Consider the following 17228-nt stretch of genomic DNA (forward strand, 5'->3'; position numbering starts at 1 on the left):
TTTTCCGATTTCTTATAAAAACATGTTTCTTTTTTATTATATCATGAATTCTTATGTAAGTTGACTTCTGAACTTACAATTTGCCAAACATTTTCAATTACTTGTGCTGGTAATTGTTGTGCGTCCACCACCTGGATTCGCCCTTCATCCCGAAGCATTACTTCTTGATAGCCTTTATACACTTGTTCATGAAACTCCAGTTTTTCCAAATCTAGACGGTTCTGTTCACGCTCTTGATCTTTCCATATACGGGCTAGCCCCACTTCGGGCGGCACATCGAAGAAGATGGTGCAATCCGGCATATATTCCTCAATCGCGAACAAGTTGATTGCCAGAACTTCGTTGATGCCAAGTTTACGTGCAACCCCTTGATAAGCCAATGAACTATCAATGAAACGATCGCATAGCACGATTTTATTCTGCTTCAGTGCAGGGATAATTTTCTCTACTAAATGTTGTCTCCGCGCAGCTGCATACAGCAACGCTTCCGTCTTACCGTCCATCGCACTGTGGTTTGAGTCCAAAATGACTTCACGGATTTTTTCTGCTATAGGAATGCCACCTGGTTCTCGTGTCATGACTACATCTTGTCCTTGTGCTTTTAGGCGCTCTGCAATTTCTTGCAATACAGTCGTCTTGCCAGCCCCTTCTGGTCCTTCAAAACTAATGAATAATCCTGCCATCTTGTTATCCCCTATCTATTCAACAACTACTTTTATTTGTTTCGTCTCTTTATTAATTGCTCCTTGAAATCTACAGCCCGCCATTAATAGATCATCTATTTGTTCCATGTGTTCATGGCTAATACGCTCTCCTGCACATAAAAGTGGAATGCCTGGCGGATACGGAATAATCGCATCCGCCGCCACTCTGCCAGTGGCGCTCTGCATGTTTAGCCATTCCATATCCATCGTATGAAGCTGACTTGCTGTATATACTACCGTTGACGGAGAACTCTTTGATAAATAGTTGTGGATCCGCACTGAAGTAGTTTTTTTCTCCGCTAAGCAGTTCATCGCTACCTTAAATTTGTCCACCACGTCAATGTAGCGTTTTCCATCCCCTACTTTCACTAAAGGCAGGACAAGCAACACTTGGTATAGATCGGCCAACTCCGGATAAATATCCTGATGCTCCAAGGCCTCTTGCAAGACGTACCCCGTATGACCTGTTGCGCGTATGAGTAACTTCAGTTGATCGTCAGTTTCCACTACTTCAACGCCCGCCATGTTGCACAAATCTCGAATTAAATTCCTTCTATATAATTGAAAGCTTTCAAAGTCTTTTTCATCATATGTCTCTGCATAATACCTTGCATCATCCAAAGATGCCATCAATAAATAAGATGGACTGCTGGACTGTAACATCTGGAGGTAATGTGCGACTCTTTCCATCTTCACAAATTGCGAATGTATATGTAAAAAAGAGGCCATAGTCATCGCGGGTAATGTTTTATGCGCTGAATGAACGACCAGATCTGCTCCGAGTTCGAGTGCGCTCGTTGGAAATGCATCATGTACTATAAAATGTGCCCCATGCGCTTCATCAACTAGAACCGGTATGCTAGAACTATGACACACTTCTATAATCTGTTCTAAATCTTTATTTAGTATTCCGTAATAAGTAGGCGTCGTGAAGACGGCTGCTTTTACATTTGGATACTGTGTAAGGGCCTCTTTTACGGTCTTCAAAGATACCGTTCCAGCCGTTTGTGTCAGTTCATCCCAATCTGGGGATAGAAACACCGGGTTGGCCCCTGTCAGTTCCAGTGCATTGAATATCGATTTATGTGCATTGCGTTGTACCATTACTAAGTCACCCGGTCGAACGGTTGCATACAGCATAGCCAGGTTTCCAACAGTCGAACCATTCACTAGAAAGAAACTCCGTTCACTACCGTAAAGACATGCCAACTTGTCTTCTGCTTCTTTAATGGCTGCTGACGGTTCATGCAAGTCATCAAGTCCTGTAAGCTCCGTCAAGTCGTAGGCGAGTGCTTGACGCACAGCAACTGGCAAATTGGATAATGCGCCACCTTTATGTCCGGGCACATGGAATGATACAGGTTTCCGGTCATGAAAGTTCTGCAAGGCTTGCACAAGTGGACGATCTTGATACTTCATCTATTACGCACTCCTTTACTTTCATTTAGTATAGCAAAAAGCGACACTCCTGAGTAAAGGAGAATCGCTTTTAAAATAGCTTGTGTTCGTGATCTTACATTTGATTTCTCATATATCGAAGTCAAGTAGATACGTACACTCTCCTTCGTTAAAGAAGAATTTCTGGCTGTCTTTTTTTATGCGTTTATCTAATACATGAGATGAAATTACTTCTCGTTCAAGTGGTGTCAGAAGATTTAGGATTGGATTCTGTTCTAATGTCGCCTGTACTAAGCGTTCTACATAGAAATAGGGGACCTGGGTCCAATTCATATACTGTTGTTGCTCACGAATTTTTACATATCCCTTTAACATTAATTCTATATTCTCTTCCTCCATGAATAATTGCGTATAATCGTATTCTTTACTATAAGTCATAGCATCATGTAATGACTGAGTCATCTTTAGCCAGTGTTCTTGATGGGCGTAACACGAGCTCTCCAAGATCATCGCTTCGACGATAGTCTCGGTTTGCCCTTCCTGTAACGCTTCGATTTTCACTTGTATTACTTTCTTCAATGCCTCTTCCCATTTCCCTTTCATAATCAATAGTCTTGCTTCTATAAGTGTGATAAATGGATGTTGTGGAAGTCCCTCCAGGTTAGCCTCCCGCGCTTTCAAGAAGGCAGCATCTGCTTCTTCTAGACAATCTTGCCTCAAGTAGAGGAGTGCTTCGGAAGCATATAAAAACCTTTTCCAGTAACTATCTTCTGTATAAGACAAAGCACTCTTCAACGCTCCATGCGCTATTTCTATCTCGCCATCTGCCATATACAGCTTACAACTTAGCACGTACATAGGAATTAGCAGACCTGGATCTTGGAAATGATGAGCTAAAAGAAGTGCTTCTACTTGGTGTTCTCTAGCTTCTTTCATTAAGCCTTTCACATACAATGTTTCCGCTTGAATTCCGTGATAATAACCGATAATGGAAAGTTTATTTCCTAGGCAAGGTTGTCGGTCCAGTCGTAATAGCTGGTATTCGCAGTTTGCCACCTTTTTATAAGAACCTAATGGTGTTCGTGATAATATAGGCTCCTTTTTATTAAACTGAATTGGCATGAAAAATAGCTTGGAGCTCTTCTCTACATGAAGATCATATCCTTTTTGCAGCCACCGCCCTACTTCTGTTACACCACCCATTTGAATGATTGTGATGTAGGACTTAATTAAGAAATAATCGTATGCCGCAGATTGACTTCTTAAGGTAAAAGCATCCCATTTTTTTCGATTTTCCTTCGATGTCATTTGTTTTGCGATATTATCCGCCGCATCCACTTGATGCTCGGCTAGAAGAGAAAAAGCATATAGTAGCTGAAGATCTAAGCCTAATGGAATATGAGCTTTTTCAAATTCATGGCACCAAGAAATGAAAGCTGAAGTTTCTCGATTCTTTATAATATCTTCACCATGATTCATCATCCAAGTGCTTGCCAGTGGATACGCCTTTCCTATCAATGCATGAGTAATTGCTCGCACAATATCACCTTGCCGGAAATATATGCCGGATGCTTTTTTATGCAGTTCTAATACAAAGTCCTTTGAATAGTTTTTTTGCAAGCTTTGCCTTAATGCTACTGCGAAAAGAGGATGATAACGGTAATATATGTCTTTTTGTGTAATCCTTTCAATGAAGAATCCCTTTTCCTCTAGATTTTGTAAATGAATTAGGCTTTCTTTAGTTTCTAGTAATGCATCGCATACTTTTTGATCCATGATGTCTAGAATCGATGTTGCTAAGAGAAAATTCTGTGCCGAACTTGAAAATTCACTCCATAAATCATTCATTAAAACATTCATAGTGTGTTGTTGATGCTGGTCAGATTGTAGCTGATCACACGTATTTTGAGACTGCAGAACGTTTCGTAATCCTGCAGGCCAACCTTCTGTCTGAATATATTTCTTCCACATTGATTGTTGCTGTTGGGGTTGATGTTTGACATATATTTTCATATCTTCAACTGTAAATCGTAAATGCTGTTTCTTAACTTCAGTAACAGTGAATAAGGATTTCCAAAGTGCTAGTGTAAAGGGAGGGAGATGGCGACTTGCGAAGCAAATCTTCAATGATTCTGGAAGATCCATTACAAAATACTGGATCATTCCCAAGAGTTCTGGAGCAGTAATATGATGGAAATCATCGATAATTAATCGAACCGGCTTGGTCATTACACTGCCTAGTGCTTTGTAGAAATCCCACATTACGTCCAGTTCATTACGGTCTGCATTGGCCAGTTTCTGCTGTAGTTTCTCCTGTGGTAGCAAATTACACGCCGAGTAGACTGTGTAGACGATATACCGAAAAAAGTGAACTGCCTCATTATCGGTCTTATCGACCGTCAACCATGCAACGTTTTCATCCAATTTATTCGACCAATGAGTTAAAAACATCGTCTTTCCATAACCTGTTGGAGCAGTAATGAACAGTACCTTTGATTGCAACGCTTCCTTTTGAACAGAGATCATATTCTCTCCGTTAATCCACTCTTCATGCAGTACGGGTTTTTTTATTTTTGAGGCTAATAATACAACCATGACCATCACATCCTTATTGATAGTAGTTTACTTTGTTCTACTGCCAATCTTTGGCCTGCAGTACTGCTTGTATCCGCGAGCTAACATTGAGTTTCTTATAGACTTTCGATAAGTATACTCTTACGGTTCCCTCTGAAAGAAATAGCTGTTTCGCAATCTCTCTGTTGGATAAGCCAGTTGCAAGTGCCTTAATCAACTCTTCCTCGCGTGGAGTCAAATTCGGTTTACTACTGTGATGAGTAGCTAATGGGCGGGCGATATGATCCGTCCGTAACGACTGGGCAAAGACAAGCGGAACTGTTTTCCATTGTGGTTGTTCAAACTTCATTCGATCTTTTATATACCTCATAAGCAATGGGTTCAAAGCCTGTTCATCCAAAAACACGCGTTTATGGCCTGATTCCACTGCCAATTCTAACGCTTCATGAAGTACATCGATTGCTAGCCTTTTTTTGTTGTTTTTCCACATACAGATTGAACGCAGTATCTTTACCTCAATAGTAGTTGTCATATGAGATTCTTCCTCAGCTACTTGCGTAACTCGATCAATATAATAAAGTGCTTTTCGTATATTACCTTTTGCAATATGCAGTCTTGCTTGTACAAGCATCCCAAACACCAAACCAGATGCTGTTTGCCAATTGATTAAAATAGATGATTTGTTCAACTCAAACTCTGCTTGATCGAAGGATTCTTCTCGAATATAACTTAAAGCTTTCATTGTAATTAATATACATTGCCAGTTAGTGGTAACTGTTGACTCTATTGCTTTGTTCAATATGGCCTGAGCTTTAATAAACTGCTTATTGGCCAAATAAATTTTAGCTTGCAAAATATACATTGGTACAGACAAACCTGGATCACTATGACGATAACTATATTCCATGGCTTTTTTAGCATATTGCTCGGATTCGGATAATAGATTCATTTCGTAGAACACTTCTGCTTGTAGACCATAACTGTATCCTGCAAGATTATGAGCATGGAATTTATTGCTTTGCAAAACATCATTAAATGTAGACAGTTGTTTGACGGAGTTCAGCTTACCTCTGTTACCTAAACAAGTTCTTATCAATTGCGGTTTAAAGTGGTTATAGGTCATCGAAATGTTATTCCATCTGGAATCAGCAGGAAATGATTGATTATGAATGCTTTTCTTTAAATAGAAGACTTCTTTTTCTATTGGTCTATACTGTGTAAACAACATAAGCACTTTTGCAATATCTAAAATCAACGAGGCGTCTTCTAATAAGGCTTCCTCCTTCCAACACGTTTTTTCATGCCTACGATCGAGCTCTCGGATAATCGATCCCGCTTTTTCTATTTCGGACTGTAAAGCTAGATTGAATGCATATACTGCAAGTGTTTCCACATGGAGATCGAAAGAGCTTCTACGTAGCACTATGACCCATCGTGCAAACATATCGGTCTGTTTAGATAAAATGATATTTACCAAATTCTCTTCAATCCAACGATCAGCTACATCAAATAATTTTCCTTTAATTGCCAACTCAATTCCTGTTGCATAGTCTCCCTGTCCATATTGAGCATGTGCTGCTTTAGCATAGATTTCTGTTATACTGTTTTTTGAAAAATACCGACGCATTTCATTTTGTAAGGCAATTGACCAAAGACCATGGTATCTGTATGCCAGTGGACTGTTCGTCAACCGATTAATAAACAGACCGCTCTTTTCAATTTCTCTCAACATGTCTTCACTATCATTACGGTTTAATACTTGATTACAAATTTCAGGTGTTACTTGTTTCAGTACCGATGTACGCATGAGAAAATCTTGCATAGAGGGGGTGAGACTGGATACGACCTCATACAGTAAGTAATTTGCCACTACAGGCGATAAGATGGAGGAATCATTTGCTTCCCATTGAAGGATCTCTTCTGATCCAGTTAGACTTATTAATTGAAGACCTAAAGGCCAACCATCTGTAATACGCAATACTTGCTGATAGAAAAACCTTGAATGTATCGATTGTGGTGAACGCTTACCATAAAAATCTCGGACTTCGTGCAATTGAAACTGTAGTTGTTCGATACCGATTTCGTAAATCCAGCCCTTTGTCCGCCACTTGGAAACGTCTAGTGGTACCTCACTTTGGCTTGTCATGAAAATCTTTACGTGTTGTGGTAAATACTCAATGAATCGGTTCATCATTTTATGAACGACAGGATTCGTTACCATATGATAATCATCTAGAATAAGTGTAGTTCTTCTTGGTTGGTTACTGAGTTCATTTAACAGCATATCGATGAACGTAGAATAAGGTGGGCTTGTTTCGATGAAAGATAATAGCCTTTCTACATTGATCGCACTCCCGCTTTTCTCTATTGAGATAATCACGTAAGTCCAAAATCGAACTGGATCATGATCTAGTTCGTCTAATGTGAGCCAAGCCGTCGAATTTGTTGTTTTAGAGAATGATTTACACAGCAACATGGTCTTTCCATACCCCTTTGGCGCACAAACAATAGTAAGTCGCACCCGTTTCGCATGAATAGGAATTTCTATATCTTCTCTCATTATTATTCCTTCGTTTGCAATAGGCATTTTGATTTTCACATCAGCTCCATGTACTTTCACAAATCTTCTCTCCCTTCGATTGCTTTATGACTCACACCTAGGCTCAAATATATATACTGGACTTGCGCACCTTTATGAAATATCTGTGTTGAAAAATATTTCACCAATTGGTTTATTGAGTACGTCGGAGATTTTCTTCATTGTCTTGGCGCTTGGATAGTAAGCTCCATTCTCTATTTTGGATAAAGCTGTACGTCCGATGCCCACCCGCTCAGCCAGTTCAGCCTGCGTCAGGTTCATTTGTTTCCTAAGTTCTTTTATATGATTGGCAAACATCTCGTTTTCTCCTCTCACTCTCGCTTTATAGTTGACTGCCTTATTTAGAAATTCTAATGTGGATGTTTCCATTCCACCCATACGCCATAGGGAAACCCTCATTTGTCCCTCTTCAGCTGCAACTTTCATCCATTGATACAAAGTCTGCTGGTCTCCATACCAAACAGTGAACGCATCGCCGTGTTCATCTTGATAATCAAAGTACATACCGCCACTGGATGGATCTCGTCTCGGTAAATCTTTACTTTTCCTGGCAAGATCTTCTGCCTCTGTCTCAGTAAGGGTTTTTGTCTCACCTTTTCCGTGTTGCCAACTAAAACCGCCAGCCGATAGTGCGATAACCGGTTGCCCAGGAAGAGAATCCATTTTATTCACTACTTTACGGATGAAATCATCATCTGCCTTTGGGCCGGGCTCTGAATGTCCACCAAATAAGTTATAGGCCATCATGACATAGACAGGTCCTATTGGAAAATTGTATTGTTCGACGGGTAAATTAGGTTCCAATATAATACGCAATGACTTGCCTTGTGCTAGAAGAACGTCATATAGTTCTTTATAAAATTGAAGCAAGTTTGGCAGATCTTCTTCATCTATATTTTCATAGTCTATTTCTAAGCCTTCAAACTGATAGGCACCGATGTACTCCAAAATATCATTAATATGCTTTTTGCGACTTTCTGACGTTTCTACCAAGCGGCCAATTAACTCGGAATCTTTGTGAACGACCGTTCCATCAGGTAGAAACTGATCATTTACAATCGTTAAATCGAGAGGTATATTACGTTCCTTTGATAGTTTCTTCATAGCATCAATGGCATCGTCCATTTTGTTCCGTAAATATACGTGATCCTCTTCATCAAAATAGGCTGCAAAAACCTGCGCCCTATCCAGACCTTTAACTTGTCGGAGGTCATCCACACCACTTTGCCACTGCCATTCCGTCACCCAAGCTGAAAATTCTAATTCGTCTAGAACTGATAAATCCATAGTTTGCTGTTTCCTTTCCTGGCATCCACTAAAAAGGAAGCAGGAAATTACAATGAGTAATATTCTTTTATTAGTAAGCAATGAAATCTCCGCCTTTTCAGTTCATGCCAGTTATTAGAAATTATCAACTACCCAATTCATTGCCGACTTGATTGATCCAACAAACGTATACATGAGTTGCTGTGGCTTTTGTATTTCATTTGTAAACAATGTCGTCTGCACAACATCACTGTCCGGCAAGGAAGCGATTGTAACATCACTAAACTGCGCATCATGAATTGGATCATTGAAATCTCCTGGCACCCATGTAGAACCTAGTGCTAGCTTTCCAGCCCCGATCCCTTGATTGACGACCAGATTGTTAACAATATTTTTGTCATTCAGCTTGATGTTTAATTTATGATCCTGAAGTACAATTTTTATATTTTTTTCATTAAGTAATTTTTCATGCTGCACTTTGTCTTCTTTTTGTGAAGCTGTTTGATCTGTTGTTTGCTCCATTGTGGCTTTCGGTATCGGTTTTGTTTCAAGTAACTCTTTCAACTGTCCCGCTACCTTTTCTTCAATCACAAGATGATCGTTTTCAAATGAAACTTTGATATAAGAATCGCCATTATTACTTCGTCGTAAGTATATGGATTGTTGGCCTTCAGCAGTACCTCCCACTTTTCCTGTGAACTGAATATCCTTGTTAGTACTCTCTGTCAGTACCAGCTTTCCATGCTTTCTTGCTTTCGACGTTAGAGTAATCGTATTATCACGAAACTCCGCCGCGCTCTCAATTTCCTTCCACTGCTTAGCTTGGTTTTCATTACCTCTTACAAAAGCCACCTCTTGATTTGTATCACTTAGAATCTTCATGAGTAAATGATTCGTTGACCAAGATGTCTTTGGCTGGACGCGGGTGAGGTTATATAACTCTTTTTCTTTTGTGTTATATGCATCCCCTTCTTGATTGAAGTGCATATTAAATGTTTTTCTAATCTCTTTATCGTTGACTTCAGTAACCAATTTATTCGCTGAATTGTACAGACCGTTGGCATGCATAATCATGTAGACACCAGGCATTGCACCCAATTTCCGTTGATACACATCGCGCATCTCTTGATAGTCATTTGTAATGCGTTTTTCCATCTCTACCCGGTTCTCACTTGGAATCAAGTACTGATCACGGATGAAGTCCATTGAAAAGTGATTGTACGAATCAATTTCGTCTTTACTCAGTACTTCTTCATCATCACGAATATTTAAGAATGTACCTTCTTTATTGAAGATGTTGATGTACGTTAAACGGTTACCATTACTACCCAATTCCCAAAAGCCACTCTTTTTCATCTGTTTTAGATGTGAAGGTTGAAGAAACCGCTTATCGTTCTCGTCTAATTTGTTGGCAAAAGAAAGTAATGTCGCTTTGTAGTTATACTTCTTCAACAATGGATTGACGAATACGCTCGTGTCTGTACGTCCATCTTCGAAGGCAAGGAACAATGCTTTCTCAGGTAACGGTTTCTTGTCATTGTAGAAATCGAGAATATCTTGTTGAGAAATGGTTTCGTATCCTTGGTTTGTCAACGCTTCTAGCTGTCGTTGCAATTGTTTTTTTGCAAACAGTGAGTCTGATCCATCCCTTGATACACCTGGATATGAAAGAGCAATAAATCCTCTCTTATTCTTCCAATCTTTAGTATTCGATGCATCGTAATGATTTATTTCGACAAACGTTTGGAACACAAGGAAAACAATAACCAATAAAATACCCAATTGAAAAATTGATCGTCTGACTTTCCGTCGATTCTTCTTTTCATAATCTAATATTTCATTACTTTTTCGTTTCATATGTCATTCTCCTTGTCTACAAACTCATATAGTTATGATTTGATAGTTAGAGGATCTTTTTTCAGCTTCTTCCCCAACTTCTTCTCACGCGCTTCAATATCTTGTGGTGTATCGCGCGTTCCCCAAGTAGATTTCCAGAACGTTACCCACGCAACAGGCATCTGCCATAAAAGAACAGCCTCATACATCAAAACGAAGACAAATCCGAAAATCCACAGACTGCTTTTCCTAAAGAACAAGTACGCGACACTCATCATAAAGGCCATAAGGAATAATCCCATCAAGAAGGTTGTTGGGATTATACCGTGAAACAGCGGCACATAGACTAAGTTGTACAGTACGACAACCGGTGCTGCGATTGGTACAATCAGTCCCACGTAAAAGAACAGAGCCATGAATACCTCTTTCCTCCAAATAAATGTTCCCGCTCGTAGTGATTCACGTAACCAAGAGCGTTTCCAGCGCATTTGCTGTTTCAAAAAGACACTAAATTTGTCTGGTACAACTGTCGAACAGATTGCCTTATCTTGGTATGCCGTGCGGTGTGTTTGTAGAATATAATTGGTCATACTGCGATCATCTCCAAATGTTGCTGGCTGCCCTAAGAACGTTTGATTAAGCCAATCCTCTTGATTCTCAAGAATCAAAGACTTTCTATAGCAAGACAGTGGACCCGATAAACAAGTGACACAGTCAAAGTATGATTCGGCGGCTTTCATGACGCGGAATGCGATGTAGTAGCGCACGACTTGTAATTTAGTAATATTGTTTGTATATTTATTTTCAACATCCGTCCGTCCTGAGACGCCACCCATTTTAGGATCTTGGAATGGCTGAACTAAATTCAAAATAGCATTTGGCTCCAAGAAGCTGTCCGAATCTACAAAAACGACGAGATCGTGTTTGGCCATTGCTACACCATCCACTAAAGCTTTCCGTTTCCCGCCGTTTTTCGGCATTACGTATACTTGTAAACGTTCTTTAATTTTGTATACCTCATCTTCTTGTTCTAGCCTTTCGACTGCTTTCCAGATATTTTCAACCGTGAGATCGGTAGACTGGTCATCTACGACAATTACCTCTAGCTGATCGATTGGATAGTTTTGATTTAGACAACCGAATATCGTTTTATGAATCCATTCTTCTTCATTAAACACTGGAATAATAATGGAAACACCTGGGCGGTAATTTGAATTGATTGGTACATTCCTATAGAATGCACCAAATATATACCGAGTTAGCAAAAATGTAGCTGCAATCAGACTGTAGAAATAAATGAACTTATTAAATTTAAAATAAACTAGACTTTCAAAGCGCATTAATACGATAAAAAATGCCACAAGTAAGAGACTGGCAAGTGTGAAGGTCGTGATAAATCTCCACTTCGTTCGTTGAAAGTAAGAATCCAGCGATTCGACGAATTCGAAGACCATTTTCCAAGTGATTTCGTTATTCGACGTCTTCACTTCTTGCCAAGTAACTGTTCCTCGAATCCTCACCGTGGACTCGTAACCTTCCTCCATCGTCCCTTCAGGAATTTTGAAACGTAAGTTGACGACATCTCCTGCCTTCAGTGAATTCATGGACGGATCGAAGTCTACAATTAGCTCTGTTTTAGATATTTCGATAGCTTTCGTTTTCATTTTGCTACTGCTTTTTTTGTTTCTCATTGTTACATTGAAATTACATGAGTAGGAATCTTTCAACAGACGAATGGTCTCGACCATTTGACCTTCTTCATTTCTTTGCATTATTGGGATATTCGGAAGAAGGGTCGATTCATTAGTGTGTCTAGTTATTGTTTTGGCATTTGATTTTTCTTTCACCATAATTCCACACCTTTCTTATAAACTCCAATACCGTATATTCTGATCTTGAAATTCTTTTTTATTATAAATCCCCTTAACATCTACCAGTAATTGAGTAGTTTCCGTTTCAAACATTCTTTGGAAGTCTTCCAATGTGAGTCCTCTATATGCTTCATGTGGTACAGCTACAATCACTGCGTGCAAGTCTTTGAACTCATCTATGGAAGCAAGTGTAATATTGCATTGTTCCTTTACCGCATGAGGGTCTGCCAGTGGATCTGCGACAATTGGTTCAATTCCATACTCTTTTAATTCATTGATGATATCGAGTACTTTTGTGTTACGAAAGTCAGGGCAATCTTCTTTAAAAGTTAGACCTAATACACCTACTTTGATAGTATTCATATTCACCTTCTGCTGCACAAGAATCTTGAGGATTTGCTGGGAAATATATGCTGCCATCGAATCATTAATATGACGCCCTGCAAGTAATATTTTAGATCGGTATCCGCAGTCCTCTGCTTTATACGTTAAATAATAGGGATCGATTCCTATACAGTGACCGCCTACTAATCCCGGAGAGAATGGTAGGAAGTTCCACTTCGTTTTTGCTGCACGCAATACCGCCTGTGTATCGATCTTCATTTGATTAAACAACATAGAGAGTTCATTCATGAAAGCAATATTAATATCCCGCTGTGCATTTTCGATAACTTTTGCTGCTTCCGCTACTTTGATACATTCCGCCCGGTATACGCCAGCATCGATAATCATTTCATAGACACTTGCGACAGTATTTAGAGTTTCCTCATCACTGCCAGAAACAATTTTAATAATGTTTTCCAGTCTATGGATTTGATCGCCTGGATTAATGCGCTCCGGCGAATAGCCTACTGTAAAATCCGTGCCAAATTTCAAGTTGGATGCGGCTTCGAGTTCAAGAATGCACACTTCCTCTGTAACTCCGGGATATACAGTTGATTCATAAACCACGACTGAACCCTTCTTCATATTTCGTCCTACCACTTGGCTGGCTAACTGGAGAGCTTTTAAGTCGGGAAGGTTTCCAGACTGAATTGGCGTTGGAACTGCCACGACGAAAAACTTGGCGTCTTGCAAGTCCTTTTCATTAGAGGTAAATAGCATGCTCGTATCGCGGACTCGTTCATCTCCAACATCACCTGTCACGTCAATTCCAGCAAATAACTGATCAATCTTCTTTTCGCTAACATCAAAACCAATGACATCAGCCACTTCAGAAAACGCGATAGCTACCGGTAGTCCGACGTAACCTAAACCAACCACTGCAATCTTTTCTTGTTTATACATGATTCGCTCGTATAATGAATTCGTCATTCATACCATCTCCATCTTTTAGTTATTATTCATTCGCATCAATTCTGTCATATGTTTAAATGTGTAGCCTTGTTCGCGTAATGTATGGATAACTTTAGGAAGTGCTTCAATCGTCTGCGTACCATCCAAGATATGAAGTACTATGACACTTCCTTCTCCGCGTTTATTGAGAATACGTTTAACGATCTCATCTGCATCATTTGCTGTATCCCAGTCAAATGGTGTGACATCGTACAATGCAATACTTTTATAACCTGTAGCCATGGCAATTTTCGCTGTGTTTTCATCTATTTCACCAGTTGCAGGTCGAAACAGCATAGTCGGTTTGGCTTGTATCGCTTCAGTAATGACTTGATGCGCTTTAACTAAATCTTCTTGCAGTTCTTCCGGTGTCATTCCAGTTACTACTTGATGACTGTATGAGTGGCTTGCAACTTCATGGCCTTGCTCATAAATAGCGCGTGCTAAGTTTGGATTCTTCTCTACACCTTTACCAATCAAAAAGAAAGTGGAAGGTACTTTCTCCTCTTTCAAGATGTCGAGAATCTTTGATACTGTGTAATCGCTTGCCCAGTCGTCGAATGTCAGTGCAATCACTTTATCTTCTGTAGGGGCATCGTAGAAGATATTTGGTTTAATACCTTTATAGTTTGGATTGATTTTAATTCGATCATAACCTGCAATTTGCTCTAGTGGTTTACGCTTGGTACCTCTATCAACTAGTTCTTTTAGTGGAATTAATTTATAACCTGTTTTTTCAACGGCTTTTGCGATATACGGAATAGCACCAACAATCTCAGGATTAATATCCGTATGCATAGAAATTATTGACCCGCGTGTTATATATCTTTCAATATATTCTCCGATTGATTTCGCTTCCTGCATATCCCCTTCACGCGGGTTGATCGTGTAATTAATAACCGCATCCATACCCAGCTGTGCAGTTATGGCTTGAAGATCCTCATTGTATTCACCTGATCTTGTTCTGACATACCGAGGCGATACACCCGTTTCATTTCGAATTACTTCATTACTGAGTTTGACTTCTTTATACAGTTGCTCATAACTTATATTGCGAAGATCCTTTTGGTTTAGTGTATTATTTTCAATTTCATGACCATGTTCCAAAATCATTTTGGCGATTTCCGGCTCTTCTGCTACCCGTATGCCCGGCAAAAAGAATGTAGCTGGCATATTATTTTCTTCTAGTGCATCCAAAAGTAAAATCATCGTTTTTTTATCCGCCATACCGTTAAAAGTGAGTGATACTTCCTTTCTAGTAGTCCACACATAGGAAAGAACTTCACTTTTCTCCCCCATGTATGGATCTACCTTTTCACTGGCTAAGGCAACAGCGGCTGAATTGCTACTCTTTTTTCCACCAAATAATGGTGAACATCCACCTATCACCAATAAAGAACTAAGAAGTAACAAAAGTGAAGTAGATTTAAATTTTCTAAGACTATAAGATTCTTGATATTCATAACGCATTCTCAACACCTACACTTTCCGTATCATGCTAATTTTTATACCGTTGGACATAATAAATAATTACATGGTGCAGAGTTTGTATGAAGCATTCTAATCGACTCACGCTAATAGGAAATGCTTTTATATTCATTTATAAGTACATTAGATTTACGTTACAAAACTTATAACTATCTTTTCAATGCACTGCTTATCATTCATGCCTAACATGATTAGCACTCCATTGGAACCAGAATATGAACCTAGTAAATACAGACGACTGTAAAACTGCCATTTACATATTCCAAAGTAGTTTTCAATTACAACCAAGTTATTTACTATCTCCTTTCTATTACTTACGCTTGTGTTGTTTTTCTAAACAAATAGAGCAAAAAAACTTTTTGTTTAGCCTTACAACACATATTATGATGTTTTGTTCTTTTTGTCAACACATTTATTTATTAATTCCGCCAACTGTTTTAGTATGAAATACAAAGCAAATTTTTATATTCTTTAGTTATTTTAAATATGTTTGACACTACACAATCAATTATTAAACTTAGGGATATGGAGTATAGTAGTAAATATAAAAAACGTGTAAAATGACTATATAGCATAAAACATGGATTGTTAGTAGTAGATTATATAACCGTCCTTTTAACTTCAATTCACTAGGAATATAGCCTTTCAAAGTTATTTATAGTGTTATTTTATATTTTTTTAGGAATAGTCTTTTTACCTAAAAAAAATAACAGTAATATTTCTGTTATTTATCAATATATAGGTTATGATAGTAGTACATACTCTTTAATAATAATTTACCAATAGCTAAGGAGGGGATATATTTGAATGAATTTGGAATACGCCTACGGAAATTACGTGAACAAAGACAAATGACTTTACGTTATTTAGCAGACCTGGCTAACCTAAGCTACTCCTTCATCGCCTCATTGGAAAAAGGTAGATACAACCCTTCTCGTGAAACGATTTGCGCACTAGCAGCGGCATTAGAGGCAGACAAAAATGAGTTACTAATATTGGCTGGTTACCTGCCTAATGAGACAATAGATCAAGCTATCTCTTCATCAAAAAATAATATGTCGTCTAAAGTACTTGAACTAGAGAATTTATTGCAAGAACAAATATTCTTTAATGGCATAAAGCTATCGGACGCAGATAAAAATGCATTGTTAGCTTTCATGCAAACAATGTATAGTTTGAAAAAATAATCTTTTCACCCAATTTCAATTTTCTTACAATACTCAATAGTATTTTACGTCATTCTACTATATAATAACTGTAGAATGATTTTTCTATTCACGAGTATGCTTGTTGATGCATATAGTATACTTCACGCTTTATCTTTTGAAGACAGTATTTTAATACTTGCTGAATAGATAGATGTTTGCTACCCCTCCTGTCGCTCGAGTCTTCATTCTATTTATTTAGGAGTTGAGCAGTATGCCGGCTTATATGGTTAATGAGTATTATGTTTTTACGTCGTACGAAGAGATGTCTTCTCTTATTCATGATATCATCCACTACTCTCGTCTACCCACACAACAAGACCGACATTCGTTTTCAATACTTACTGGTGATCTAGACACTACCGCACTTAAGTTCCAATCGGACAATGGGCATTGCATTACTGTACGCTACGAAAGCGAAGACGATATTTACTACTCCGTATGATTAGTTAGCCCGCTTCAATTAAATTGAATAGAAATATTTGCTATCTAATCCATGGGCTTTCCGACATGGATTCTTTTGTGTATTGTCGCGGTGATTTAGTATGTTCTAGCTTTTTATAGGAAGTAGATGGTGAAAGTAGATGATTGGCTGCTGCCTGTGGGGTAGATTGGTTGGCGTAATATAATAAGAGAGCGGGTTGCGACGCGAGGTGATAGAAGCGTATCCTGTGGTTTATTGAGCGGGTACGTGGGCTGATAGAGCACTTATCGGTTTTCATTGAGCGGATATGCATAGCCAAAGAAGTGATCAGCTTACTTATTGAGCCAATAAATCAATACCAATGATGGTTCTAAATCAAATGTTGGGGTGGAGTGAATTTAAATCCATCCCTCAACCTAAATGAACGCCAATTTCTTTATACTGTATGTTTAATAAAATTTTCGCCCTAAAGTGATCGAAACGTCTAAAGCCATAGGCATTGCGTTTCATCACTTTTGTTTTATTATT

At 38.8% G+C, this 17228-nt stretch carries 12 protein-coding genes; 2 read left to right on the plus strand and 10 right to left on the minus strand.

Going from position 1 to position 17228, the window contains the following annotated elements; genetic code table 11:
• Positions 1-41: 41 nt before the first annotated feature.
• The 9 genes from tmk to CSV68_RS12160 form a co-directional block, all read right to left on the minus strand.
• Positions 42-683, minus strand: a complete 642-nt coding sequence (tmk, locus tag CSV68_RS12120; protein WP_099634805.1) for a dTMP kinase — start codon at positions 681-683, stop codon at positions 42-44.
• A gap of 15 nt (positions 684-698) precedes the next feature.
• Positions 699-2123 (minus strand): aminotransferase class I/II-fold pyridoxal phosphate-dependent enzyme, encoded by a 1425-nt coding sequence (locus tag CSV68_RS12125; RefSeq protein ID WP_099634804.1) that lies wholly within the window; start codon positions 2121-2123, stop codon positions 699-701.
• A 108-nt stretch (positions 2124-2231) separates the two neighbouring features.
• Positions 2232-4697, minus strand: coding sequence for a winged helix-turn-helix domain-containing protein (locus CSV68_RS12130; protein WP_099662264.1), 2466 nt, complete (start codon positions 4695-4697; stop codon positions 2232-2234).
• Positions 4698-4734: 37 nt separating this feature from the next.
• A complete protein-coding gene (locus CSV68_RS12135) occupies positions 4735-7296 on the minus strand; it encodes a winged helix-turn-helix domain-containing protein (protein ID WP_099662265.1) in 2562 nt (853 codons plus the stop codon).
• A 72-nt stretch (positions 7297-7368) separates the two neighbouring features.
• Positions 7369-8562, minus strand: a complete 1194-nt coding sequence (locus tag CSV68_RS12140) for a helix-turn-helix domain-containing protein (protein WP_143561006.1) — start codon at positions 8560-8562, stop codon at positions 7369-7371.
• 114 nt (positions 8563-8676) lie between these two features.
• Entirely contained in the window at positions 8677-10398 is a 1722-nt protein-coding gene (locus CSV68_RS12145; protein ID WP_099634800.1) for a polysaccharide deacetylase family protein, read from the minus strand.
• 32 nt (positions 10399-10430) lie between these two features.
• Entirely contained in the window at positions 10431-12227 is a 1797-nt protein-coding gene (locus tag CSV68_RS12150) for a glycosyltransferase family 2 protein (protein ID WP_099662267.1), read from the minus strand.
• A 15-nt stretch (positions 12228-12242) separates the two neighbouring features.
• Positions 12243-13562, minus strand: coding sequence for a nucleotide sugar dehydrogenase (locus CSV68_RS12155; protein WP_099634798.1), 1320 nt, complete (start codon positions 13560-13562; stop codon positions 12243-12245).
• Between the two features lie 18 nt (positions 13563-13580).
• Positions 13581-15053 (minus strand): polysaccharide deacetylase family protein, encoded by a 1473-nt coding sequence (locus CSV68_RS12160; protein ID WP_099634797.1) that lies wholly within the window; start codon positions 15051-15053, stop codon positions 13581-13583.
• A gap of 821 nt (positions 15054-15874) precedes the next feature.
• Between CSV68_RS12160 and CSV68_RS12165 the strand changes: the two genes are divergently transcribed.
• The gene (locus tag CSV68_RS12165) at positions 15875-16258 is read left to right on the plus strand and encodes a helix-turn-helix domain-containing protein (protein WP_099634796.1); all 384 of its coding nucleotides are present in this window, start codon (positions 15875-15877) and stop codon (positions 16256-16258) included.
• A gap of 232 nt (positions 16259-16490) precedes the next feature.
• Positions 16491-16721: a hypothetical protein gene (locus CSV68_RS12170; RefSeq protein WP_099634795.1), complete on the plus strand. Its 231-nt coding sequence runs from the start codon at positions 16491-16493 to the stop codon at positions 16719-16721.
• 390 nt (positions 16722-17111) lie between these two features.
• On the opposite strand, the gene CSV68_RS12175 is transcribed toward CSV68_RS12170, so the two are convergent.
• The coding region (locus CSV68_RS12175; RefSeq protein ID WP_143561007.1) for a transposase at positions 17112-17228 on the minus strand (117 nt) is incomplete at its 5' end.

The sequence above is a fragment of the Sporosarcina sp. P29 genome, from assembly GCF_002743265.1.
In the GTDB taxonomy this organism is placed as follows: domain Bacteria; phylum Bacillota; class Bacilli; order Bacillales_A; family Planococcaceae; genus Sporosarcina.